This window comes from Streptomyces sp. A1136 (genome assembly GCF_004795055.1).
GTDB lineage: Bacteria > Actinomycetota > Actinomycetes > Streptomycetales > Streptomycetaceae > Streptomyces.
In genome coordinates this window covers 30,278-52,773 of sequence record NZ_SSBJ01000008.1, presented here as the reverse complement: position 1 = coordinate 52,773, position 22,496 = coordinate 30,278, and the positions used below count along the sequence as shown (strand labels likewise).

The 22,496-nt window shown below is 73.7% G+C and carries 21 protein-coding genes; 11 read left to right on the top strand and 10 right to left on the bottom strand.

Going from position 1 to position 22,496, the window contains the following annotated elements; all coding sequences use genetic code 11:
• The first annotated feature begins 13 nt into the window (after nucleotides 1-13).
• The 3 genes from E6R62_RS10055 (at nucleotide 14) to E6R62_RS10045 (ending at nucleotide 2,445) form a co-directional block, all read left to right on the top strand.
• The gene (locus E6R62_RS10055) at nucleotides 14-910 is read left to right on the top strand and encodes a DUF72 domain-containing protein (protein ID WP_136213011.1); all 897 of its coding nucleotides are present in this window, start codon (nucleotides 14-16) and stop codon (nucleotides 908-910) included.
• 215 nt (nucleotides 911-1,125) lie between these two features.
• Complete coding sequence (locus tag E6R62_RS10050) at nucleotides 1,126-1,647, top strand: histidine phosphatase family protein (protein ID WP_240801579.1); 522 nt, start codon at nucleotides 1,126-1,128, stop codon at nucleotides 1,645-1,647.
• Nucleotides 1,648-1,710: 63 nt separating this feature from the next.
• The gene (locus tag E6R62_RS10045; RefSeq protein ID WP_136213009.1) at nucleotides 1,711-2,445 is read left to right on the top strand and encodes an SOS response-associated peptidase; all 735 of its coding nucleotides are present in this window, start codon (nucleotides 1,711-1,713) and stop codon (nucleotides 2,443-2,445) included.
• Here E6R62_RS10045 and E6R62_RS10040 read toward each other — a convergent pair.
• The 8 genes from E6R62_RS10040 to E6R62_RS10005 form a co-directional block, all read right to left on the bottom strand.
• Nucleotides 2,390-3,232 (bottom strand): alpha/beta fold hydrolase, encoded by an 843-nt coding sequence (locus E6R62_RS10040; RefSeq protein ID WP_136213008.1) that lies wholly within the window; start codon nucleotides 3,230-3,232, stop codon nucleotides 2,390-2,392. The two genes, E6R62_RS10045 and E6R62_RS10040, sit on opposite strands and share 56 nt — an antisense overlap.
• Nucleotides 3,233-3,311: 79 nt before the next feature.
• Nucleotides 3,312-3,611 carry a DUF6479 family protein gene (locus E6R62_RS10035; RefSeq protein WP_136213007.1) on the bottom strand — a complete coding sequence of 100 codons (300 nt, stop codon included), beginning with the start codon at nucleotides 3,609-3,611 and terminating at the stop codon, nucleotides 3,312-3,314.
• Between the two features lie 173 nt (nucleotides 3,612-3,784).
• Nucleotides 3,785-4,525, bottom strand: coding sequence for a metallophosphoesterase (locus E6R62_RS10030; RefSeq protein WP_136213006.1), 741 nt, complete (start codon nucleotides 4,523-4,525; stop codon nucleotides 3,785-3,787).
• Nucleotides 4,522-4,794, bottom strand: coding sequence for a hypothetical protein (locus E6R62_RS10025; RefSeq protein WP_306432421.1), 273 nt, complete (start codon nucleotides 4,792-4,794; stop codon nucleotides 4,522-4,524). The genes E6R62_RS10030 and E6R62_RS10025 overlap by 4 nt, the downstream gene beginning before the upstream one ends.
• Before the next feature lie 13 nt (nucleotides 4,795-4,807).
• Nucleotides 4,808-5,569: a nucleotidyltransferase family protein gene (locus E6R62_RS10020; RefSeq protein WP_168714014.1), complete on the bottom strand. Its 762-nt coding sequence runs from the start codon at nucleotides 5,567-5,569 to the stop codon at nucleotides 4,808-4,810.
• 229 nt (nucleotides 5,570-5,798) lie between these two features.
• Complete coding sequence (locus tag E6R62_RS10015; protein WP_136213004.1) at nucleotides 5,799-7,265, bottom strand: aminotransferase class I/II-fold pyridoxal phosphate-dependent enzyme; 1,467 nt, start codon at nucleotides 7,263-7,265, stop codon at nucleotides 5,799-5,801.
• Nucleotides 7,266-7,367: 102 nt separating this feature from the next.
• Nucleotides 7,368-9,092, bottom strand: coding sequence for a PP2C family protein-serine/threonine phosphatase (locus E6R62_RS10010; protein WP_136213003.1), 1,725 nt, complete (start codon nucleotides 9,090-9,092; stop codon nucleotides 7,368-7,370).
• Nucleotides 9,093-9,283: 191 nt separating this feature from the next.
• On the bottom strand, nucleotides 9,284-10,270 hold the full coding sequence (locus E6R62_RS10005; RefSeq protein ID WP_136213002.1) for an LLM class F420-dependent oxidoreductase: 987 nt from the start codon (nucleotides 10,268-10,270) through the stop codon (nucleotides 9,284-9,286).
• Between the two features lie 273 nt (nucleotides 10,271-10,543).
• Between E6R62_RS10005 and E6R62_RS10000 the strand changes: the two genes are divergently transcribed.
• From E6R62_RS10000 to E6R62_RS09975, 6 genes are all read left to right on the top strand, one after another.
• Nucleotides 10,544-11,089, top strand: a complete 546-nt coding sequence (locus E6R62_RS10000) for a 2Fe-2S iron-sulfur cluster-binding protein (RefSeq protein WP_240801597.1) — start codon at nucleotides 10,544-10,546, stop codon at nucleotides 11,087-11,089.
• Entirely contained in the window at nucleotides 11,086-12,096 is a 1,011-nt protein-coding gene (locus tag E6R62_RS09995) for a xanthine dehydrogenase family protein subunit M (RefSeq protein ID WP_136213000.1), read from the top strand. Before E6R62_RS10000 ends, E6R62_RS09995 begins: the two co-directional genes overlap by 4 nt.
• A gap of 30 nt (nucleotides 12,097-12,126) precedes the next feature.
• Complete coding sequence (locus E6R62_RS09990; protein WP_136212999.1) at nucleotides 12,127-14,262, top strand: xanthine dehydrogenase family protein molybdopterin-binding subunit; 2,136 nt, start codon at nucleotides 12,127-12,129, stop codon at nucleotides 14,260-14,262.
• Between the two features lie 132 nt (nucleotides 14,263-14,394).
• Nucleotides 14,395-15,210, top strand: coding sequence for an SDR family oxidoreductase (locus E6R62_RS09985; RefSeq protein WP_136212998.1), 816 nt, complete (start codon nucleotides 14,395-14,397; stop codon nucleotides 15,208-15,210).
• A 75-nt stretch (nucleotides 15,211-15,285) separates the two neighbouring features.
• Nucleotides 15,286-15,519 carry a DUF6480 family protein gene (locus E6R62_RS09980; protein WP_136212997.1) on the top strand — a complete coding sequence of 78 codons (234 nt, stop codon included), beginning with the start codon at nucleotides 15,286-15,288 and terminating at the stop codon, nucleotides 15,517-15,519.
• Nucleotides 15,520-15,634: 115 nt separating this feature from the next.
• Entirely contained in the window at nucleotides 15,635-18,151 is a 2,517-nt protein-coding gene (locus E6R62_RS09975) for a SpoIIE family protein phosphatase (protein WP_240801578.1), read from the top strand.
• An 81-nt stretch (nucleotides 18,152-18,232) separates the two neighbouring features.
• Here E6R62_RS09975 and E6R62_RS09970 read toward each other — a convergent pair whose 3' ends face one another.
• Together E6R62_RS09970 and E6R62_RS09965 are read right to left on the bottom strand one after the other, a co-directional pair.
• Nucleotides 18,233-20,548, bottom strand: a complete 2,316-nt coding sequence (locus tag E6R62_RS09970; RefSeq protein WP_136212996.1) for a catalase — start codon at nucleotides 20,546-20,548, stop codon at nucleotides 18,233-18,235.
• A 92-nt stretch (nucleotides 20,549-20,640) separates the two neighbouring features.
• On the bottom strand, nucleotides 20,641-20,982 hold the full coding sequence (locus E6R62_RS09965; RefSeq protein ID WP_136212995.1) for a hypothetical protein: 342 nt from the start codon (nucleotides 20,980-20,982) through the stop codon (nucleotides 20,641-20,643).
• Between the two features lie 210 nt (nucleotides 20,983-21,192).
• Here E6R62_RS09965 and E6R62_RS40765 point away from each other — a divergent pair, with 210 nt between their 5' ends.
• Together E6R62_RS40765 and E6R62_RS09955 are read left to right on the top strand one after the other, a co-directional pair.
• A complete protein-coding gene (locus E6R62_RS40765) occupies nucleotides 21,193-21,648 on the top strand; it encodes a hypothetical protein (protein WP_240801577.1) in 456 nt (151 codons plus the stop codon).
• 134 nt (nucleotides 21,649-21,782) lie between these two features.
• Complete coding sequence (locus tag E6R62_RS09955; RefSeq protein ID WP_136212994.1) at nucleotides 21,783-22,457, top strand: DUF6766 family protein; 675 nt, start codon at nucleotides 21,783-21,785, stop codon at nucleotides 22,455-22,457.
• The last annotated feature ends 39 nt before the right edge of the window (nucleotides 22,458-22,496 follow it).

The window sequence follows — 22,496 nt, the reverse complement described above, 5'->3', positions numbered from 1 at the left end:
AAGGACGGCCGAGATGGGCGAGATGTTGATCGGGACGTGCTCCTGGACGGACAAGGCCCTTGTGGGCAGCGGGTGGTACCCACCCGGGCGGCGCGACCCGGAGGGGCGGTTGCGGCACTACGCCGAACGGTTTCCCGTCGTGGAGGTCGACGCCGGCTACTACGCCCTCCCCAGCGTGCGCAACAGCACCCTCTGGGCCGAACGCACCCCGCCGGACTTCCGCTTCGACGTCAAGGCGTTCTCCCTCCTCACCGGCCACCCGACCCGCAAGGCCGCCCTGCCCGCCGACCTCCGCGGCTACGAAGCCGGGGACCCGGAGCTCCTCGACGAGGTCTGGCACCGTTTCGGCGCGGCCCTGCGGCCGCTGGGGGAGGCCGGTCGACTGGGCGCCGTACTGTTCCAGTTCCCGCCCTGGTTCGCCCCCGGCGCGCGGGCGGAGACCGTGCTCCACCGCATCCGCAAGCGGGCGCCGCGGTGGCCGCTGGCCGTGGAGTTCCGCCACCCCGACTGGTGGGGGGACGACCGGCGGGAGCGCACCGCCGCCCTGTTGCGGGACGTGGACGCCACCGCGGTGGCCGTGGACACGGCGCAAGGACTGCCCGGCTCCATGCCCCCCGTCACCCCCGTCACGTCATCGAGGCTCGGAGTGGTCCGCTTCCACGGCCGCAGCGCCGCGTGGGGGACCGGCAGCAAGGAGGACCGCTTCCGGCACGCGTACACCCGGGAGGAGCTGCGCGCGTGGCTGCCGCGCCTGCGTTCCCTGGCGGACCGGGTCGAGCAACTGCACGTCCTGTTCAACAACTGCTGCGGCGACGCCGCCGTACGCGCCGCCGAGACCCTGAGCGACCTGCTGGACCCGGACGAAACGGCGCCGCGCGACACCCGCCCTCGGAGCGTCTCGCCGACGTGACCGGTGAGGGGCGGGGGCGGCCGCCACGTGCGGCCCCGCGAGGTCGGGCGGTGCGACCTATGCTGGAAACGGCGGCCGGAGCGCGAGCGGCCTCCCGACCGCCGGGCCCGGCCACGGGCGCGCACCCCTCTCCGAACCACCGCGCCCGCGAGCCGGCTCACCCCCCGGTTACGACGCGGCCGACCCCAGGTCGGCGCAGGCGGGAGGATCGGACCGTGCCGGAACAGGGTGAACGCCGGATCGTGCTGGTCCGGCATGCCAAGGCGGTCCCCAAACACGTCACCGAGGATTTCGAGCGCGCGCTCGCCGACCGGGGCACCCACGAGGCACCCCGGGCGGGCGACTGGCTGGAGCGGTCCGGCTACGCGGTCGACCTGGCCCTGTGCTCCTCGGCCCGGCGGGCCCGCCAGACCTGGCAACTGATGCTGCCCCGGCTGAGCGAACCACCCCCCACCCTGTACCAGGCCCGCCTCTACGAGGCCGAGGCGCACGATCTGCTGTCCGCCCTGACGGAGGCCTCCGCCGACGTGACCGGCCTGGTGCTGGTGGGCCACAACCCGGCTGTGCACGAGGTCGCCCTGGGCCTGTGCGGCGGCGGCCCGAAGAAGCCCGTACGGCGCCTGCGGACCGCCTTCCCCACCTCCGCCGTCGCCGTGCTGACCGTGCGGGGCGGCTGGGACGCGGTCGCGCCGGGTGCGGCGCGCCTGGCCGCCTTCTGGGCACCCGGCGACGACTGACCGGGCCGGCCCCGCCGCGCGGCAGGCGCCCGCGCCCGCGCCGCCGGTGGCACAGTGGAGGGCATGTGTGGTCGATACGCATCCACCCGCGCCCCCGCCGACCTGGCGGACCTCTTCGAAGCCCGCTGGGACCCGCGGGAGACGCTCGCCCCGAGCTGGAACGTCGCCCCCACCGATCCGGTGTGGGCCGTCGTCGAACGAAAGGAACGCGCCACCCACGCGGTGGAGCGCAGACTGCGGGCCGTGCGCTGGGGCCTGGTGCCTTCCTGGGCCAAGGACCCGGGTGTCGGGGCCCGGATGATCAACGCACGCGTGGAGACGGTGCACGAGAAGCCGGCCTTCCGCCGGGCACTCGCCAAACGGCGATGCCTGCTGCCCGCGGACGGCTTCTACGAGTGGCGGACCGAGCCGACCGGCAACGACGGCAAGACCTACAAGCAGCCCTACTTCATCAGTCCCGAGGACGCCTCCGTGATGGCCATGGCCGGCTTGTACGAGTTCTGGCGGGACCGCGGCGTCGCCGATGACGACGACCCGGCGGCCTGGCTCGCGACCGCGACGGTCATCACCACCGAGGCCGCCGACGCGGCCGGCCGCGTCCACCCCCGTATGCCCCTGGCACTGGACGCCGCGGACTACGAGGCCTGGCTGGACCCCGCCCACCAGGACGTCAACGCCCTCCGAGCCCTGCTGCACACCCCGGCCGACGGCCGGCTCGCGGTCCGGGCGGTGTCCACCGAGGTCAACAGTGTCCGCAACAACGGCCCCCAGCTGCTGGCGGACGTCCCCGCGCGGTGAGGAAGACGGCGGCGCGCTCCCCCCACGCGGCCACCTCGGCCCGGGTGCGGGAGACGTGCAGTTCCGCTTCGGGCAGCGACCGGGCCAGGGTGCGTGCGGTCGACAACGGATGCCCGGGGTCACCCTCCCAGGCGAGGACCAGGACCGGCAGGCGCAGCGTGGCGAGCGAGGCCGGGTCGGGCAGGTCCGAGAGGGCCAGTCCCCGCAGGACCGCGGGAAGGACTTCCGGCGGGGGCGTGGGCGGGAACTCGGGGACGTCCGCCACCACCTCCGGACGCGGCCCCGCGGCCCTCCCGGCGAGCCATGCGCCGACCCCACGACGTTCGATCGTCTCGGCGGCCGACCGGTTGGCCCGCGCGTACGCCGCGCGCGTCGTCCACGCGGTGGGCGGGATCAGCAGCACCAGCGCCGAGAACCGTCCCGGCTCGCGGAGCGCGGCGTGCAGCACGGTGGCGGAGCCCATCGAGGAGCCCAGGGCGGCGGCGGGCCCGGGGGCGCCCAGGTGGTCGAGCAGGGCGAGCAGGTCCTGCGCGAGGCTCTCGTAGGTGTAGTCGGCGTCCACGGCGCCGCCGGTGGACCGCCCGTGCCCCCGGGCGTCGTAGCGCACGAGGCGCCGCCCCGCACGCGGGAGCGGCGCCCAGTCGAACAGCCCCATCCGGTCCTCGACGGCCCGGCTGACGAACCCGCCGTGCGCGTACACGGCGAGCGGGCCCTCGCCGAGGTCGTCGTAGACCAGTTCGGCCCCGCGATGTCGCAAGCGGCCCTCGCGGCGGCCGGTTCCGCTCATCGTCGTCCCCTCGCCACGGGTCAGGACGTCGGGTGGGGACGTCGGGTTCGGACGCCGGTTCCTCGCGTCAGGCCCCGGGTCAGGACCGCTCGTCCTCGGGGGAGCCGAAGTTGCCGTAGCCCTTCAGCTCGTGCGCCGTACGCCGGCTGCCGTCGGAGGGGAACGTCTGCGCTTCGACCTCGCGGCTTTCCTCGGGGCGCCCGGCGTCCGCCGGCCGTCGGGGCTGCTGGGCCGGGGTGGGCGGCTTGGGCTCGACGGCGCGCCGTTTCATGCCCCACCACACCGCACCGATCAACACGACGACGACGATCACGCCGACCGCCAGGGCGAAGGCGGTTCCCGAAGCGCTCATCGCGAGCGCGGTGGCCGAGTTCATCATGGAGCCGTTTCCTTTCGTCGGGCGCCGCCGCGGGGCGTCTTCGACCCGGGCGGACGTCCTTCTTGTCCCAGGGGCGCGGCTGCCCGCCACACGGGGGGCGAAACGGCCGGGAGAGGCGGGAGACGCGGGATGCGCGAGGCGTGAAACGGCCCGGGACGGCTCGGCCGGGGTGCTCAGTGCCGCGAGTGGCCGTTCGGCGAGAGGTGGTAGACGGCGAAGGCCCGGTCGATGACCGGCATCGCGACGTTGCGCACCCGGACACCGCCCGCGGTCATCCCGTGCTCCCGGCCGGCGTGCGCGTGGCCGTGGACGGCGAGGTCGGCGCCCGCCTCGTCGACGGCCTCCGCCAGCAGGTAGCTGCCGAGGAAGGGGTAGATCTCCCTCGGTTCGCCCGCCAGGGTGTCCTCGACGGGCGAGAAGTGCGTCAGCGCGATCCTGAGGACGCAGTCGGCGGCGCGCAGCGCGTCGAGGGACTGCCGGAGGCTGTCGGCGCTGCGGCGGGTGTACCGGACGAAGGACTTCATCTCGGGTTCGCCGAACTCACTGGCGCAGCGCCCCGCGAAGCCGCCGCCGAAACCCTTGGTGCCCGCGACGCCGACCTTCGTTCCGGCGATGTCCAGCACCACGCTGTCGCCCTCCAGGACGTGCACCCCCACCCGGGCGAGTTCCTCGGTGACGGCGGCTTCCTGATCGCTCTGGTAGTCGTGGTTGCCCAGCACCGCGGCGACCGGGACGGGCAGCCCGGCCACTTCGTGGGCGACGACGCGGGCCTCCTCGGCGGTGCCGTGCCGGGTGAGGTCCCCGGCGAGCAGCAGCAGGTCGGCATGGTGGCCGAGCGTCTCGAAGGCCGGCCTCAGTGTCCCCTCGCTGCCCGGTCCGAGGTGGATGTCCCCGACGGCCGCGACGCGGATCACGACAACTCTTCGGAGTGGTCGGGGGGTGCGGCGCAGTTCACCGTCAGATCCTCGTGCCAGGCCACGCCCGCCAGTTCCTCACCGGCGATGCGCAGGACCTCGGCCCGGCAGTCGGTGCTGGTGACACAGCCCGAGATGTGCGCGGTGGCGCCGTGCATCTCGATCCGGACACCCAGCTCGGCGATGTCCTCGCGCGCCAGTCGGTCCCGCAGGTGCTGGATGCGGTACTCGATCGGCTCGGCGGTGTTCATGCCGTTCATGCCGTTCATGCGGGTCGTCCCCTCACTGCGCCCTCACCGCGCTCATGGCCCTGATGCCGTTCACGAGGTCGGTGTCGTCCGTTTCGGCTCCTGGTGCTCCTCGCGTCCCCCGAGCCGTTTCAGGGGCTCGGCGCGGCGGTATGACCCGCAGCCGTTCGAGCAGGTAGAAGAACGCGTCCGCCAGGGGCGCGTCCCGGTGGTCCCGGTACATCCGGTCCCAGTCGATCTGCTCGCGCAGCATCCGGGCCATCGGCAGCAGGTCGCCGAAGTCGCAGTAGTGCTCGCACAGCGCCGCGAGCCGGCTGTCCATGAGATCGGTGGGGGACAGCACCGGCATCCATACGGAGTCCACCGGCAGCACCACCGCGCGGTCGAGGAGCGCCTCGCTGACCGGGCGACGGGCGAGTTCGAAGATCAGGTCGATCTCCTCCCCGCCTGAGCGGCCCTTGACCAGCCAGTCCTCGGGCGCCTGACGCATGGAGATCCCACCCTCCTCCAGCGCCTTGATCACGGCGTCGGCGTCCTCGCGCATGACACAGAAGTCGGTGTCGTGCTGGAAGCGCGGCGGCAGGCCGTGGGCGAACGCGGCCACGCTGCCGGCCAACGCGAACCGTTGGCCCGACGTCTTCAGCAGCGCCGCGACCCGCTTGGTGGTCTCCAGGATGGCCTGCGTGTGGTCGTGCGGCAGGGGCCCGTCGGTCTGCGCGGGGCCACGCGGGCCGCCGGGCCGGACGACGTCGACGTCGCCGTGTCGGGCAGAACGGTTCTTCGCAGAGTGGCTCACTGCAATCACTCGTCCACTGGCTCGTTCCTGAGTGGCCGCGGGGGTGTCCGCGACCGCGGAGGCCGGCAGTCAGTCCTCATCGCGCACGATATTCCACCGGGGGCCACGGCGCGCGGGCTCGACGGCCACCTCCTCCGGTGCCTTGAGTGTTTCGTGAAGGGCGGTTACCCCCCTGGGAGGGCTCGTACGCACCGGGGTGCGTTCAGCGCCCGCCGCCGGGGCGGTCCGGTCAGTGCTCGGCCGTCACCCGGACGCTCTTGACCTCGCTGTCGGCGGCGTCCGGCACCACCATCCCCGCCTCGACGCCCGTGCGCAGGTAGCGCAGCACCTCTTCCGTCAGCCGGTCCCCGGGCACCACCACGGGGATGCCGGGCGGGTACGGGGTCAGCATCTCGGCCGAGACGCGGCCCACCGCCCGGTCCAGCGGAACCTGCTCGGCGGGGCCGAAGAAGGCGTCGCGCGGCAGCGCGACGGACTCCAGCTTGAGCCCTTCGGGGTCGGGGACCTCCACCCGGCGGGCCGGACGCAGGTCGTCGGCGTGCGCGACCAGGTCCCGCAACGCCGCCAGCAGCCGGTCGGCGGTGTCCGGTCCGTCCGCGTGCGTCAGCTGGGCGCTGATGCGGCGGTGGTCCGACAGGTGCAGGTTGATCCGGTGGTGCTCGCGCAGCCAGTCGGCGGCCCGGTAGCCCGTGGTGCCGAGCGCGGTGATGTCAATGATGATCTGGAGCGGGTCGAGGTCGTGCGCCAGGCCCGGACCGCAGAAGTCCTCGCGGCCGTGGACGTGCATCCCGTCGATCTCCGAGATCCGCTTGCGGACCGACTGCGCGAGCGACAGCGCGTCGTCGTAGAGGGCCCGGCCGTGCTCGACCATCTGTCGGCGCCAGCCGTCGAGGGCGGCGTAGATCAGGACCGAGGGGCTCGTGGTGCCCAACAGGTCCTCTCGGCTCTTGAGCACCTCCGGCCGTACGAGATCACCCTGGAGGTGGAACACCGACCCCTGCTCCAGCCCCGAGCCCATCTTGTGCACGGAGGTGACGCACACGTCGGCGCCGGCGTCCATCGCCCAGGTCGGCAGGTCGGGATGGAACGGCAGGTGCGCACCCCACGCCTCGTCCACGATCAGCGGTTTCCCGTGGCCGTGGCAGATCCGCGCGAGCGCGGCGAGGTCGGTGGACGTGCCGTACGGCGTCGGACTCGTGACCAGGGCGCCCTTGACGTCGGGGTGCGCGGCGAAGGCGTCGGCGAAGGCCTGCGCGGACGGCGGATGCGCGATGTGGCGCTCCGCGTCCCAGCTGGGCTCCACCCACACCGGCCGGATGCCGGAGAGGATGAGGCCCGAGACCACGGCCTTGTGGGCGTCGCGGCCCACCAGCAGCTCCTCGTGCGGCCCGGCCACCGACAGCATGGCCGACTTGACCGACAGCGAGCTGCCGCAGGTGGAGAAGAAGGCGTGGTCGGCGCCGACGGCGTCCGCCATGAGCTCCTGGGCGCGCTCCAGCACCCCGTGCGAGGACGTGCGGTCGTCGAGCCCGCTGGTCGCGAGGACGTCGGAGTGGAACACCGCGTCACCCAGTACCGCGCGGACCCTGGGGTCCGCGCCGCGCGCCTGCTTGTGCCCGGGCGGCGTGAAGGGGGTCTGGCCACTGGCGTGATAGGCGGCGAGTGCGTCGAGAACGGGGGCTTCTGACTGGTCCATGGCTCGCGCCTGCCCGGCCGCACCGGCACGAAACGACCACCTCGGTCCGGACCGCCCGCACGGGTGAAGGACGCCCGCACGCCGGCCGGGTCGTCGCGGCGGTCAGTCCAGCCGGATCGCGAGCAGGCAGGCGTCGTCCTCGTGCTCCTCGGTCGGATCGGCGGACATCACCCGATCGAGCGTCTCCCGCACCCCCGCACCCGCGCACGACTCCAGCACCTTGCGCAGGGACTCGATCCCGTAGGTGATGTCCTCGCCGCGCCGCTCCACCACGCCGTCGGTGTACAGCAGCAGGAGGTCCCCGGGGAGCAGCGGGACGGTCGCCGTCGCGTACTCGTGCCCCGGCAGCAGGCCGAACAGCGGCCCGCGGTGTTCCGTGTCGAGCGTCGTGGCCGTGTGCCCGCGCAGCAGGAGGGGAGCGGGGTGCCCGGCGCTCGCCCACCGCAGGTTCCGCGCGGCGTCGATGTGGCCGATGACCGCCGTGGCGGTCTCGGCGGCCGGGTCGGAGCAGAGCAGTTCGTTGAGCCAGGTGGTCAGTTGCCCGGCGTGGGTGCCGGGGGAGTGCGCCAGGCCCGCGAGCGCGTGCCGCTGCTGCGCCATGCGGGCCACCGCCTCCAACCCGTGACCGCACGCGTCCCCGATCGCCAGCAGGATGCGGCCGTCCGGCAGCAGGCGGCACTTGTACCAGTCCCCGCCGACCGAGGCGTCCTCCTCCGCCGGCAGGTACGCGGCCGCGACCGAGATGCCCAGCGCCTCCAGTTCGGCGGAGTGCGTGGGCAGCAGGGCCTCCCTGAGCGCCGATGCCACCCGGTGCTCGGCCGCCGCCTCCTCGCGCAGCCGTTCCGTCTGGCGCCGCGTCGCCGCCAGCCGTTGCCTGCTGCGCACCTGGGAGGTCAGGTCGCGGACGATGAGCCGCAGCAGCCAGGGCAGCCCGTCCGTGGCGATGACCGGATGCCCGACCAGCCGCAGGGTGCGGACCTCGCCGAGCACCGTGAACCGTACGTCGGCGCCGGGCGGCTCCTCCCCGTCGAGCATGGCCGTCATCACGTTCGCGAAGCGGGGGACGTCCTCCGCGAGCACCGCGTCGCACAGGTCGATCAACGACAGCGGCCTGGCCGGGTCCGTCCGGAAGATCGACGCCAGCCCCTCGGACCAGACGACGGTGCCGGACAGCAGGTCCCAGGTACCCCACCCCATCGAGGCGATGTACTGGGCGTCGAGCGACATCATCTCCGTGCGGTTCAGGGCCGGGCGCCAGGTCGCCAGCACCTTGTCCCCGCAGGAGGCGGCGTCGTACAGCAGCTTGGTGCGGTGCAGCCCGTCACGCTGCTGCTCGGTGTAGTCCACGGCGTAGGAGTGGACGGCCCGCCCCGTGTCCAGCACACCGCCGAGGGCGTCGACCAGACCGCCCGCCACGGCACCCGGCTGCACCTCCACAAGCCTTCGGCCGACTTGGGCGTCGGGGGCGTCGAGCCATTGCGCGGAACGGACGTGGTTGCCCGCGCGGACGGTGAAGTCCACGAGCCGGCCGTCCTCGTCCCGCACGGGGGCCAGCAGGGCCGCCGACACCGGGACGGCGGGCAGGGCCGCGCAGACGCACCCCCACGGATCGTGGTCGCACGGCCCGTCGGACTCCTCGGGGGAGCAGGAGTGCGAGGCCCCCTCGCCCCCGCCGCACGGGCAGCCGGTCGGGGACCCCTCGGCCCGCGGCGGGGCGTCGTCCTGTCGCACCCCGGCGTCGCGGCGGGCGGCGGCGCGCAGCGCCGCCACCTCCCGCGCGATGAGCAACTTGAGGGCGGTGGGGTCCTGCGGGACGACCGGGGTCATCCGGTCACACCGCCGGGCCGGGGCGCCACGGGACGTCGACGGCCGGTGGGGGAGCTGCGCACGACGCGCCTCCTTCGATCGGGATCAGGCTCGTGAGCGAGCGCCTGCCCGCCCTGTCCGCCGCCCACCCCTCTCCCGGACACAATGCGGCCGTCCGGCCCGAGGTCGGGGGACATCGGTCCCGTGTCGACTCATCCGGAGGAGCCGTCGGCCCCGAGGTCCCGCAGCGCGGGCAGCAGGGTCGACTGCGCCCATTCGAGGAACGGTTCCTGGTGTCGGCCGCCCACCTGGACGAGCGCCACCTCCGTGAAGCCGGCCTCCACGAAGGGACGTACGGCGTCCACGAAGTCGTCCACATTGTCTCCGCACGGCACCGATTCCGCGATGTCCTCGGGCCGGACGTGCCGGGCGGCCTGGTCGAAGGCGGCGGGTCCGGGCAGTTCCGCGTTGACCTTCCAGCCGCCGGCCGACCAGCGGAACTGCTCGTGGGCCCGCTTGACGGCCGCGTCGCGGTCCGGGTCGTAGCACACGGGCAGCTGACCGACCCGCGGCTTTCCGGCGCCCCCGGCCCGGTCGAAGGCCTCCAACAGGTCCCGTTCGGGCTCGATGGCGATCACCAGGTCGGCGAGCCGCCCCGCGAGATCGCAGGACTTGGCTCCGGAGACCGCGATGCCGATGGGCGGCGGATCGGCCGGCAGGTCCCACAGGCGGGCGTTCTCCACGTCGAAGTACTGCCCGTGATGGCTCACCGATCGGCCCTCGAAGAGGTCCCGGATGATCTCGACGGCCTCCTCCAGCATCTCCAACCGGACGTGCGCCGCGGGCCAGCCCGGGCCGACCACGTGCTCGTTCAGGTTCTCGCCCGAACCGAGGCCCAGCCGGAACCGCCCGCCCGACAACAACTGCATGGTCGCGGCCTTCTGGGCGACGACCGCCGGGTGGTAGCGCATGGTCGGACAGGTCACGTACGTCATCAGCGGAATCCGCGACGTGGCCTGCGCCGCCGCGCCCAGGACACTCCACGCGTACGGGGAGTGCCCCTGCTCCTCCAGCCAGGGGAAGTAGTGGTCGGAGGTGACGGAGAAGTCGAAACCCGCCCGCTCCGCGCCGACCACGTGCTCGACCAGCTCCCGGGGGCCGGCCTGCTCGGTCATCATCGTGTACCCGATTCGCACCATGGGCCGCGTCTTACCGGTCCGCCCTCGTACGAAACCTGACCGTCGGCCGGATGGGGGAGGCCGGGGAGGCGGGCGGGGGCGTGGAGCGCGCGCGGGCGTGAGAGGCGCCAGGCTGGGCAGTGGGACGGATATTCCCTCCCCAAACGGACGACAAGGGAGTTCGTCGTGGCCCACGCAACCGACCCGCCCGCATCCCGGCCGGAGCACGGCGGTGACCCCGGACCGGGGTCGCGCACGCCGGACGACGCGGTCGCCGGCGGCGCCCGCTCCCGCGTGACCCTGCGCGTCAACGGTGTCCACCACGACCTGGACCTGGACCACCGGGTCACGCTCCTCGACGCCCTGCGCGAGCACTTGGACCTGACCGGCGCCAAGAAGGGATGTGACCACGGGCAGTGCGGCGCCTGCACCGTCCTCGTGGACGGCCGGCGCGTCAACAGCTGCCTGCTGCTCGCCGTCGCCCTCGACGGCTGCGAGATCACCACCGTGGAAGGCCTCGCCGCCCCCGACGGCGTCCTCCACCCGCTCCAGCGCGCCTTCATCGAGCACGACGCCTTCCAGTGCGGCTACTGCACCCCCGGCCAGCTCTGCTCCGCCGTCGGCGTGCTCCGCGAAGCCGCCGCCGGACACCCCTCACACGTCACCGCCGCCGTCACCGCCGCGCAGGCCGGGCCGGCGACGTTGACCGCCGAGGAGATCAGGGAACGACTCAGCGGCAACCTGTGCCGCTGCGGTGCCTACCCCGGCATCGTCAGCGCCGTCGCCGACGCGGGCACGGACGCCGCGGCCACCAAGGCCGGCGCGGACGTGATCGCGTGAAGCCCTTCGCCTACGTACGCGCCACCAGCCTCCGAGAGGCCGCCGACGCCTACGCCGCCCACCCCGGTTCCCGTTACCTCGGCGGCGGCACCAACCTCGTGGACCTGATGAAACTGGGCGTCGAGACCCCCACCGCCCTCATCGACATCTCCCGGCTGCCTCTGGGGGAGATCACCGAACTGCCCGACGGCGGCCTGCGCGTCGGGGCCATGGTCCGGGGCACCGACCTGGCCGCCGACCCGCGCGTGCGCACCCGCTACCCGCTCCTGAGCCAGGCGCTGCTCGCCGGCGCCTCCGGACAACTGCGCAACGTCGCCACCACCGGCGGCAACCTGCTCCAGCGCACCCGCTGCGCCTACTTCCAGGACCTCTCCAAGCCGTGCAACAAGCGCGAACCCGGCAGCGGCTGCGGGGCCCGCGAGGGAATCCACCGCGACCACGCGGTACTCGGGCACTCCGAGCACTGCATCGCCACCCAGCCCTCGGACATGGCCGTGGCCCTGGCCGCGCTGGACGCCGAGGTCGAGTTGTACGGCGGCCCGGACACCACCCGCACCGTCGCGGCCGGCGAGTTCCACCGGCTGCCCGGCGACCGCCCCGAGCAGGACACCGTCATCCGCCCCGGAGAGATCATCACCGGGGTCGTCCTGCCGCCCGCGGCGCCCGGCGCCGTCTCGCTCTACCGCAAGGCCCGCGAACGTGCCTCGTACGCCTTCGCCCTCGCGTCGGTCGCCGCCGTCCTCGACCTCGACGACGGCCGGGTACGCCGGATCGCCCTCGCCTTCGGCGGTCTCGCCCACCGGCCCTGGCGGGCCACCACGGCCGAGGCGCGGCTGACCGGGGCCGAGCCGCACCCCGACACCGTCCGAGCGGCCGTCGACGCGGAACTCGCCCGGGCGGAGCCGCTGCGCGACAACGCGTACAAGGTCCCCCTCGCCCGCAACCTCGCCTGCGACGCCGTCGCCGCGCTGGCCGGTACGCACCCCGGTTCCCCCGCCACGCCGTAAGCCGCGCCACCGACCAGGAACAGGACCACGATGAGCCCCACCTCCGCCACCCTCGACACCACCGCCCAAGCCTCCCTCGGTGCCCCCGTCCCGCGGCGCGAAGGCCGGGAGAAGGTGACCGGCGCCGCCCGGTACGCCGCCGAACAGCACCTCCCCCGACGGGCCTACGCCTGGCCGGTGCCCGCGACGATCGCCCGCGGCCGGATCACCGCCGTCGACACCGCCGCCGCCCTGGCCCTCCCCGGCGTCCTGGGCGTCCTCACCCCGTACGACGCACCGCGCCTGGGCCCCTCCGACGACCCCACCCTCCAACTGCTCCAGGACCTGCGGGTGCCGCACCGCGGGTGGTACGTGGCGCTGGCCGTCGCCGACACCCTGGAAGTGGCCCGGGCCGCCGCCGACGCGGTGCGCGTCACCTACGAGGCGGAGCCGTACGACGTCACCCTGCGCGAGGGACACCCCGGCCTCTACACCCCCGGGGAAGTCAACGGCGGATACCCCGCGCACCGCGAACAGGGCGATCCGGACGCGGCGTTCGCGGCCGCGCCCGTACGGGTCGACGCCCGCTACTCGGTGCCGCCCCTGCACAACCACGCGATGGAGCCGCACGCCGCCACCGCGGACTGGGACGCCGGCCGCGGCCGGCTCACCGTGTACGACTCCTGCCAGGGCACCACGGTGGTGCGCACCGTCCTGGCCGGGCTGTTCGGGCTGCCGGAGGACAGCATCACCGTCCTGGCCGAGCACGTGGGCGGCGGATTCGGCTCCAAGGGCACACCGCGCCCCCACGTCGTCCTCGCCGTCATGGCCACCCGGCACTGCGGACGCCCCGTCACCCTGGCCCTGCCCCGTCAGTACATGGCCGCCACGGTCGGCCACCGCGCGCCGACCCTGCACCGCGTCCGGCTCGGCGCCCGCACCGACGGCACCCTCACCTCCCTCATCCACGAGGTGACCACGCACACCTCGCAGGTGCGCGAGTTCGTCGAGCAGGCCGGCGTACCCGCCCGGGTGATGTACGGGGCCCCCGACAACCGCACCACCCACCGGGTCACCGCGCTCGACGTGCCCACCCCCTCCTGGATGCGGGCCCCCGGAGAGACTCCCGGCATGTACGCGCTGGAGTCGGCCATGGACGAACTGGCCGACGCCCTCGACCTGGACCCCGTCGAGCTGCGCGTACGCAACGACCCGGACACCGAGCCCGACAGCGGCCGTCCCTTCAGCAGCCGCCACCTCGTGGAGTGCCTGCGCGAGGGCGCGCGCCGCTTCGGCTGGCCCGGCCGCCGGCCGCCCCCGCGGGAGGGGTCGTTGCTCATCGGCAGCGGCGTGGCCGCCGCCACCTACCCCGTGTACATCGCCCCGGCGGGTGCCCGGGCCCACGCCCGCCCCGACGGGAGCTACCTCGTCGAGGTCAACGCCACCGACATCGGGACCGGCGCCCGTACGGTCCTCTCCCAGATCGCCGCCGACGCGCTGCGCGTCCCGCTCGACGCGGTCTCGCTGTCCATCGCGAACAGCGCGCTGCCTCCGGGACCCGTCGCCGGCGGCTCCACCGGAACGGCCTCATGGGGTTGGGCGGTACACGACGCGTGCACCGCCCTGACCGATCGGCTCGCCCGGCACGAAGGGCCGCTGCCCGCCGCCGGCCTCTCCGCGTCCGCCGACACCACCCAGTCGGCCAAGCAGAAGTCACCGTACGCCCGCCACGCGTTCGGGGCGCACTTCGCCGAGGTACAGGCGGACACCGTCACCGGCGAGGTACGCGTGCGCCGGATGCTCGGCGTCTTCGCCGCCGGCCGTATCCTCAACCCCCGCACCGCCCGCTCCCAGCTCATCGGGGGGATGGTGATGGGGCTCGGCATGGCCCTGACCGAACACGGCGGCCTCGACCCGGCGTTCGGCGACTTCGCGGAGCGGGACCTGGCCGCCTACCACGTCCCGGCCAACGCCGACGTCCCGGCCGTCGAGGCCCACTGGATCGACGAGCACGACAAGCACCTCAACCCGATGGGCAGCAAGGGCATCGGGGAGATCGGCATCGTCGGCGCCGCGGCGGCCATCGGCAACGCCGTGAGCCATGCGACCGGCCGGCGCCTGCGCGAGCTGCCCCTGACCCCCGACCGCGTCCTGGCCGCCCTCGCTGGCGAGCCGGCCGGGACGTGACCACCGGACCCCGCGGATGACGGCCGGGCCATCGACGGACCTCGTCCTCCCGCACCGTACGAGGGATCTCCCGTGCCTCGTCGCCGGGGCGAGACGACGGGTCCCTGTCGCCGAACGAGAAAGGGCATGGACATGACCACTCCCCTCGGAACCGCGCGCCGGCCCACGGCGGCCGTGGTCACCGGAGCGGACTCCGGGATCGGCCGGGCGACCGCCGTCCGGCTCGCGGCCGCCGGTCTGGACGTCGGCATCACCTGGCACACCGACGAGGAAGGGGCGCGGGCCACGGCGGCCGAGGTGCGGGGCCACGGCCGCAAAGCGGCCGTCGCCAGGCTCGACCTGACGGAACTCCCCGGTGCGGCCGACGTGATCGACGCGCTCGCCGACGAACTCGGCCGGGTCGACGTGCTGGTCAACAACGCCGGCACCGGCACCGCCGAACCGTTCCTCGACATCGGCCTCGACCGGTTCCGCCATGTCCTCGACGTGGACCTCACCGGCCCTTTCCTGTGTTCCCAGCGCGCGGCGCGCCGCATGATCGACCAGGGCGACGGCGGTCGGATCGTCAACGTCACCTCGGTGCACGAGCACCAGCCGCGCGTGGGGGCGGCGCCCTACTGTGCCGCCAAGGGCGGTCTCGGCCTGCTCACCCAGGTGATGGCGCTGGAACTCGCGGAGCACGGGATCACCGTCAACTCCGTCGCGCCGGGGGAGATCGCCACGCCGATGACCGGCCAGGAGGACCGGGACGTGCGCGGCGAGCGCCGGCCGGGCGTACCGCTGGGGCGGCCCGGGGACGCCCGGGAGGTCGCCGCGGTCATCGCCTTCCTCGCGGGCGAGGAGGCGGCTTACGTCACCGGAGCCTCGTGGGCCGTGGATGGCGGCATGCTCCGCATGGGGCCCATGGCGGGCTCCCACCTGGAGAACGACCGCTGGCGTACTCCCTGACGGCGCCGGCCGCGCCGCCGCGCCGGAGCGGGGGCGCGGCGGGTTTCGCCGGCCCCCGATGGGCAGACGCCGGGCATGCGAGAACACAACCCCGACCCCGACCCGAAGAACACCCCCGGACTCGAACCCGGCGGCGGAGTGCCGCCCGGCGAGACCCCGCCCGCGGAGGCCAGCACCAGCTCCGGCGCCGGGCCCTACCGCCCGCTGAAGCCCGGCTGGGGCAACGGGCCCCTGGTGGCCATCTGCGTCGTCGCCATCCTCTGCGCGGCCTTCTTCCTCGCCTACGCGATCATCCTCTTGGCCCGGTGAGCGACCCGCCTCCACGGCCCGGGCCGCCGGGCCGCTTGGAGATTTGTACGAGGTCGCGCCCGTTGATCATCGGGGCGGTTCCTCTCCGGGCCGGTCCTCATGTCATGCTCGAAGGGTGCAGGCCGAATCCGCTGATCCCGAAGACGGCGCGGTACCCGACAGGGACGCGTCGCCGCTCGACGACGGCGCTGCGCCCGAGGTGCTGGCGTTGGCCAAGGTCGTCGCCAGACTCCGTTCGGAGATCGCGAGCCTGGAGGCACTGGCTTCCACGGCGGCCGTGCTGGAGCGGGCCAAGGGCGTCCTGATGGCCCGCACGGGCGCTTCGGCCGAAGAGGCGTACGAGGCGCTGGTGGCCGCCGCCGAGGAGCAGGGCCGCACGCTGATGGAGCAGTGCTGGATCACCCTGGGCCAGGGACGCTCACGACCGGCCCCCGAGCCGGCGGCGCCCCGCGTCGTCCTGCCCTCCGAGATCGCGGAGCCGCGGGGGTCCGTGTTCAGCTCCGCCCGTTACCTCCCCCGGGGCGGCCGTGCCGTCGGTGTCCCCGCCGTCGTGGGAGGAGGCCCCGACCCGCGCCGGCTGCTGGCGGGGCTGGCCGGCAGGCTGGCGGACGCCCGCACCGCCGACGACGTGGCGGACTTCCTGTGCGACGCCGTGTCCGGGGACCTGGGCATCGAAGGGCTGATGATCTACGCGCTGACCGAAGCGGGCCGGTTGGAGCTGGTCGGCCACACGGGGATCGACCGGGCCCTGGTGGGCCAGTGGCGAGACATCCCGCCGCTCGCGAACATCGCAGCGCTGGACGCGATCGCCGGTGCGCGCCCCGTCTGGCTGGAAGACGCCGCGGCGGACGCCGAGCGCTACCAGCTCATCGGGGACAACCCCGGGCGGTGGCCCTCGCGCGCCTGGATTCCGCTGTCGGGCGCCGACGGGACGGCCGATCTCGTCGTCGGCTTCTTCCGGGGCCGCCCGGGCCCCTTCGACGGGGACACCCGCACCGTGCTGTGCGAGGCCGCGGCGCTGTGCGCGGGGCCGCTACGGGCCGTCCGCAGGCCCCTCACCGTCCCCGTGGACGAAGAGGTGGCCGCCATCCAGGCCGTCTTCGAGGCCCTTCCCGGCACGGCCATCCTGCTTTCGCCGCTGCGCGCGCCGACCGGTGAGGTCGAGGACTACCTGATCGAGGCCGCCGCCCCCGGCTCCGTGGACGTGGCGGGCCGCCGGGGCAAGGAGCTCATCGGCCGGCGTGTCCTGGAGACCTACCCCACCGTGGCCGGCACCGCGCTGTGGCAGGGCTACCTCGACGCCCTGACCACCGGGACCACGTACGTCGGCGAGCCGTTCTCCTACCAGGAGGTGGTGGCGGGCGTCCCCGAGCAGTCCTCCTACTCGGTACGCGCCACGCGGTTGGGCGGGCGGCTCGTGGTCACCTGGATCCGCCACGACGTCGCACGGCGCGAGGCGCGCCGGCTGGCCGCCATGCAGCGCCTGGGCAACCTCGGCTGGGCCGACTGGAACCTGACCACGAACACCATCCAGTGGTCCGATCAGGTCTACGCCATCTTCCACCGCGACCCGGCGCGGGGTCCCATGACGCTGGAGGAGCTGCCCGAACACCTGCTGCCCGACGACTTGCCCGCGCTCGCCGCCGATGTCGAGCGGCTGTTGCGCGACGGCGCCCCGATCGACCGGAAGTTCCGCGTGGTCATCCCGGACGGCGTGCGGCACTTGCGCATCGTCGCCGAAGCCGAGACCGACGCCGACGGCACACCGGTGGAGGTGCACGGCTTCTTCCAGGACCTCACCGCGCAGCGCGACGCCGAACTGGCCCTGCGGGAGAGCGAACGGGCCGTACTCGTCCAGCGGGGCATGCTCCAGGCCGAACGCACCCTCGCCGCACGCCTCCAGCACGCCCTGCTGCCGACCCCCGAACGGTCGATGGAACTCGCCGGCCTGCGCGTCGACGTGGCCTACCTGCCCACCGACAGCGGGGTGAACGTGGGTGGGGACTGGTACAGCGCCATAGAACTCCCGGACCACAGTGCCCTGTTCGTCGTCGGTGACGTCGCCGGACACGGACTGGACGCGGTCGGCACCATGGCCCAACTCAGGTTCACGGCCAAGGGCATGATCGTCACCGGTTCGGCGCTCGCCGACGCCCTGACCCGACTCAACACGCTCCTGATCCACACGCCTCCGGACGGGTTCGGCACCTCGGCCACGGCCACCATGATCATGGCGCGCTACCGGCCAGAGGAGCACCGGCTGTCCTGGGTAAGGGCCGGTCACCTGCCGCCGCTGCTGGTGCGCGACGGCCGCGCGCGGTATCTGCCGTTGCCGGAGGGCGGCCTGCTCGGCGCCGCTTTCGCCTCCGTCTACGAGGAGGTCACCCTCCGCCTGGAGCCCGGCGACCACCTGCTGCTCTACACCGACGGGCTGATCGAGGTACCGGGGGAGAGCATCGACCGCGGGCTCGAACGGCTCGCGCGGGCCGCCGTCGAGACCGTGGGCGGCGACCGCCCCGAACCACTGGCCAGGCTCCTGGCGGAGCTGCGCCCGGGCCGGCGCGACGACGTCTGCGTCCTGGACATCCACTTGCCCGCGGACGCCGGCCCGCCCGCCGACCGCACCCCGTAAGGGGGCGGCCGACGGGCGGGTGGGGCCGCCGGCTGCTCGCCTCACGCCGAGGCGGTCGCCGTCACGCCGAGGCGGTCGCCGTCACGCCGAGGCGGGGAACCGGTCCCAGACGCGATGGGTGCCCAGCAGTCCGATGACCTCCGCGAGCGCCGCCGAACCGTTCTTCGCGGTGACCAGGCCGGGAGCGCCGGCCGGCAGACCGGCCTCCTGCCAGACCGACTCGGCGCCGTCCCAGCCGCCGATCGCCTTCGCGTGCCGGAAGGCCTCCGACACGAGCAGGAGCACCCTCGGGTCGGTGCCCACGGCGCTCCCCGGGACGGCCTTGCGCCCGGTCTTCTTGGCCCCGGCCTTGGCGTCGCGCGGACCCTTGGCGTCCGCGCCCGGCGCCGGGGCGCCCGCCACCAGCAGGGCGTCGAACTCGACGGAGCGGGCGTTCGCGAAGGTGCGCTGCACGGGCAGCGCGTTCTTGCCGGTGCCGAGGGCGCCGGCGGTCGGCGCGATGATCAGGGGGACCATGCCGGAGTCGAGCACGGACTGCCGCAGCGCGCGCAGCCCCTTCAGATCGCTGTCCGGTCCGGCGACGATGCCCACGACCCGCCCGTCCAGGGGCCAGGTCTGCCCGATCTGCGAGAGCGCCGGACTCGGCTCCGGCTCCGCGAGCGGCCGCGTGGCGGCCGGGGCGGGCAGTCCGAGGCCGGCGGCGACCTGCTCGCACAGCTCGGTGTCGATGTTGGCGAGCACCGCGAGCACGCGCTGCCTGATGGTGGGCTCGTAGCACTTGCTCAGCTCGAACGTGTAGGCCGAGATGATGTGTTCACGCTCGACCGGCGTCATGCTGAGCCAGAACAGCCGGGGCTGGCGGAAGTGGTCCTCGAACGACTCGGGCGCCTCCCGGACCTTGCGCGCGGCGGGCGTCTCGACCGGCACCTCGATGTAGGCGCCCGTGTCGGCTCCGGCGAGGAACGGGCAGCCGCCGTCCAGGGAGTTGGGCCGGTACGGCGCCGTCCCGGAGTGCACGGCCGTCTGGTGCATGCCGTCGCGCAGCATGTCGTTGACCGGGGCGTGCGGGCGGTTGATCGGGATCTGGGCGAAGTTGGGGCCGCCGAGCCGGCTGATCTGCGTGTCGAGGTAGGAGAAGAGCCGCCCCGACAGCAGCGGGTCGTCCGTGATGTCGATGCCCGGTACCAAGTGCCCCGGGTGGAAGGCGACTTGCTCGGTCTCGGCGAAGAAGTTCGACGGATTCCGGTTGAGCGTCATCACGCCGATCGGCTGGACCGGCGCGAGCTCCTCCGGCACGATCTTCGTCGGGTCGAGCAGGTCGATCCCCTCGAACATCTGGTCGGGGGTGTCGGGGAAGGTCTGGACGCCCAGTTCCCACTGCGGGTAGGCGCCCGACTCGATGGCGTCGGCGAGGTCGCGCCGGTGGAAGTCGGGGTCGATGCCGTTCGTCAGCTGGGCTTCCTCCCAGACCAGTGAGTGCACGCCGAGTTTGGGCTTCCAGTGGAACTTCACCAGGGTGGTGGCGCCCTTGGCATTGACCAGCCGGAAGGTGTGGACGCCGAACCCCTCCATCATCCGGTAGGAGCGCGGGATGCCGCGGTCCGACATGTTCCACAGGGTGTGGTGGGTGGCCTCGGTGTGCAGGGACACGAAGTCCCAGAAGGTGTCGTGTGCGCTCTGCGCCTGCGGGATCTCCCGGTCGGGATGCGGTTTCCCGGCGTGGATGATGTCCGGGAACTTCACGGCGTCCTGGATGAAGAAGACCGGGATGTTGTTGCCCACCAGGTCGAAGGTGCCCTCGGGGGTGTAGAACTTCGTCGCGAAGCCCCGGGTGTCGCGGACGGTGTCGGCGCTGCCGCGCGAGCCGAGCACCGTGGAGAACCGTACGAAGACCTCGGTCTCGGCCCCCTTCGCCAGGAAGGCCGCCTTGGTGATCCGCGCCGCGGTGCCGTAGGCCTGGAACACGCCGTGCGCGGCCGCGCCGCGGGCGTGGACCACGCGCTCGGGGATGCGCTCGTGGTCGAAGTGGGTGATCTTCTCGCGCAGGTGGTGGTCCTGGAGCAGGACCGGTCCGCGCGGTCCGGCCTTCAGGGAGTGGTCCGTGTCGTGGAGGCGGGCGCCCTGGGCGGTCGTCAGATAGGGGCCGGTCTGGGCCACCGCGTCCTGGGGGACGCCGGTCGGCTGCCCGGTCGGGCCGAGGGTGTCCGGGCCGCTCTGGTCCGCCTTGGGCGGCAGCGGGTCACGCGGCTCGGTCGGCTCGGCGAAGGCCGGGGGCTCGGGCGCCGGCCTGCCCGGGACGCCGTCCGCCGGGGCGGGGGTGCCGGCCGGTTCGACCGGAGAGGTCCTCGGAGCGCTCTTCTTCGCCGCGATCGCCTTCTTCGCCTTCTTCTGAACCATTACGGGTTTGCCTTCCGGTCAGGTGGGTCTTCCGATGAGGAGCGGGGGAGCGAGTCGGGGCGTGGGGCGTGGCGCGGGTGTGCGCCGACGGCTCACGCGATGCCGGCCCGGTGGCCCGGGGAGTCGTACCAGCCGCGTCTGCCGACGGGCCCGCCGGACGGGACGGAGGGGACGCTCGCACCGTCGCCGGCCCGGACGGCCCCGACGACACGGTCGTGCAGGAGGCGGCTCTGGTAGCCGGAGGGGCACGGGGCCGGGCTGCCGGCCACAGTGAACCACCGCGGCTCGCCGCTGCGCCGGACGGTGACGCGGGCGCGGCCGTCGTTCCAGCTCGTATGGACGTCCACGGTTCCCGTCAGCACCCCCGCCTCCCGCGTCGCGACACCGCCGGGTCCCGCGGCGACGGAGTTCGTCGTCCACGATGCCCATCCCATGGTTCTGCCCTTCCCGCGCACGTGGCCCCGCCGGCCCGGACGGGCCGGCGGCGAGGTGGCACGGACGCGAACCGCGCGGTTCGCGGCTCCGGGGCCCCGAGGGGCGCCACCGATCGGCGGTTACCCCCTGCCGCGAAAGGCATGCGCGTGGGCGTATTGGCGGATAACAGTCGAAAGGGTAAGCGGTCGGGAAGTGGGTAGCCGCTCGACGTGGCCGCTCCACGCACGGCGTACGGGAAGAAGGCGGCTCGGTCCTTCGGGGCCCGCGCCGCCGTGATGGCGGCCGCCGCCCTGTGTGCCACGGGCCTGCTGAGCGGTTGCGGCACGGCCGGGGCCCGCGAGGCGGACGCCCGGCAGGCCGCCGCCGGTTTCGAAAGGGCGCTGGGCACCGGGGACTTCGCCGGGGCGTGCGCCCGCCTCGCGCCCCAGACCCGCCAGGAGGTGGAGGACTCCGAGGGCAAGCGCTGCGCGGACGCCGTCCGGGGCCTCGCCCTGCCGGCCGCCGGTGACCTGGTACGCGTGCGGGTGTACGGCCGCCAGGCGCAGGCGAGCGGAGCCGGCGACACGCTGTTCCTGTCCCAGTTCGACCACGGCTGGAAGGTCGTCGCGGCGGGCTGCCGGCCCCGGCAGGGACAGCCGTACCAGTGCACGTTGAAGGGTGGATGAGGACGATGCGCACCCTGTTCGCGCTGTGCCTGATCGTCGTGGTGGGCGGAGTCGTGTACTTCAGCGCCCTGGGTCTGATGCACCGCTGACCTCGCTCGGTGGTGTTCCGTCGGCATGGAGGAGGAGTCGTGGGTATGCGCCGGTTCATCCGGGAGAATTCGCTCACTCTGGCGTTCGGACTCGCCTTCCTGCTCGCGCTCCTCGGACAGGCCCTGGCGGGCTGGGCCGACTTCAACGACCAGCTCGCCGTCGACGGCCTCCAACGCATCGGGTTCCCCGCCTATCTGGCGTCTTCCGACTTCGGGGTCGACGTGGCGGAGAACTGGCAGTCCGAGTACCTCCAGTTCTTCCTCTTCATATTCGCCACGGTGTGGCTGCTGCAGCGCGGCTCGCCGGAGTCCAAGGAACTGCACAAGGCGGGCACCGAGACGGACGCGGAGCAGAGGACCGGCCGGCACGCCGACGCGGACTCGCCGCGCTGGGCCGCCACCGCGGGATGGCGCGGCGGTGTGTACTCGCGGTCCCTGGGCATCGTCATGGCCCTGCTCTTCCTGCTCTCCTGGCTCGCCCAGTCCATCTCGGGCACCGCCGCCCACGACGAACAGCAGCTCCGCGACTTGCAGGACCCCATAGCCTGGCACCAGTACGTGACCTCGGCCGACTTCTGGTCGCGGACCCTGCAGAACTGGCAGTCGGAGTTCCTGGCCGTCGCGTCCATGGCCATCCTCTCCGTCTACCTGCGCCAGCGCGGGTCCCCCGAGTCCAAGCCCGTGGGCGCCCCGCACGACGCCACCGGCGTAGAGGGCTGAGCCCGCGCCCGTCGACCGGTCACGGCGCCCACCGGCCGG

What these genes read in the sequence shown, in the direction of transcription:
- E6R62_RS10045 (WP_136213009.1), top strand. Translation starts at nt 1,711, where the DNA reads ATGTGTGGTCGATACGCATCCACCCGCGCCCCCGCCGACCTGGCGGAC.
- E6R62_RS09970 (WP_136212996.1), bottom strand. Translation starts at nt 20,548, where the DNA reads ATGGTTCAGAAGAAGGCGAAGAAGGCGATCGCGGCGAAGAAGAGCGCT.
- E6R62_RS09980 (WP_136212997.1), top strand. Translation starts at nt 15,286, where the DNA reads ATGCGAGAACACAACCCCGACCCCGACCCGAAGAACACCCCCGGACTC.
- E6R62_RS10005 (WP_136213002.1), bottom strand. Translation starts at nt 10,270, where the DNA reads ATGGTGCGAATCGGGTACACGATGATGACCGAGCAGGCCGGCCCCCGG.
- E6R62_RS09990 (WP_136212999.1), top strand. Translation starts at nt 12,127, where the DNA reads ATGAGCCCCACCTCCGCCACCCTCGACACCACCGCCCAAGCCTCCCTC.
- E6R62_RS10055 (WP_136213011.1), top strand. Translation starts at nt 14, where the DNA reads ATGGGCGAGATGTTGATCGGGACGTGCTCCTGGACGGACAAGGCCCTT.
- E6R62_RS09965 (WP_136212995.1), bottom strand. Translation starts at nt 20,982, where the DNA reads ATGGGATGGGCATCGTGGACGACGAACTCCGTCGCCGCGGGACCCGGC.
- E6R62_RS10015 (WP_136213004.1), bottom strand. Translation starts at nt 7,265, where the DNA reads ATGGACCAGTCAGAAGCCCCCGTTCTCGACGCACTCGCCGCCTATCAC.
- E6R62_RS10010 (WP_136213003.1), bottom strand. Translation starts at nt 9,092, where the DNA reads ATGACCCCGGTCGTCCCGCAGGACCCCACCGCCCTCAAGTTGCTCATC.
- E6R62_RS09985 (WP_136212998.1), top strand. Translation starts at nt 14,395, where the DNA reads ATGACCACTCCCCTCGGAACCGCGCGCCGGCCCACGGCGGCCGTGGTC.
- E6R62_RS09955 (WP_136212994.1), top strand. Translation starts at nt 21,783, where the DNA reads ATGCGCCGGTTCATCCGGGAGAATTCGCTCACTCTGGCGTTCGGACTC.
- E6R62_RS10025 (WP_306432421.1), bottom strand. Translation starts at nt 4,794, where the DNA reads ATGAACGGCATGAACGGCATGAACACCGCCGAGCCGATCGAGTACCGC.
- E6R62_RS10040 (WP_136213008.1), bottom strand. Translation starts at nt 3,232, where the DNA reads ATGAGCGGAACCGGCCGCCGCGAGGGCCGCTTGCGACATCGCGGGGCC.
- E6R62_RS10035 (WP_136213007.1), bottom strand. Translation starts at nt 3,611, where the DNA reads ATGATGAACTCGGCCACCGCGCTCGCGATGAGCGCTTCGGGAACCGCC.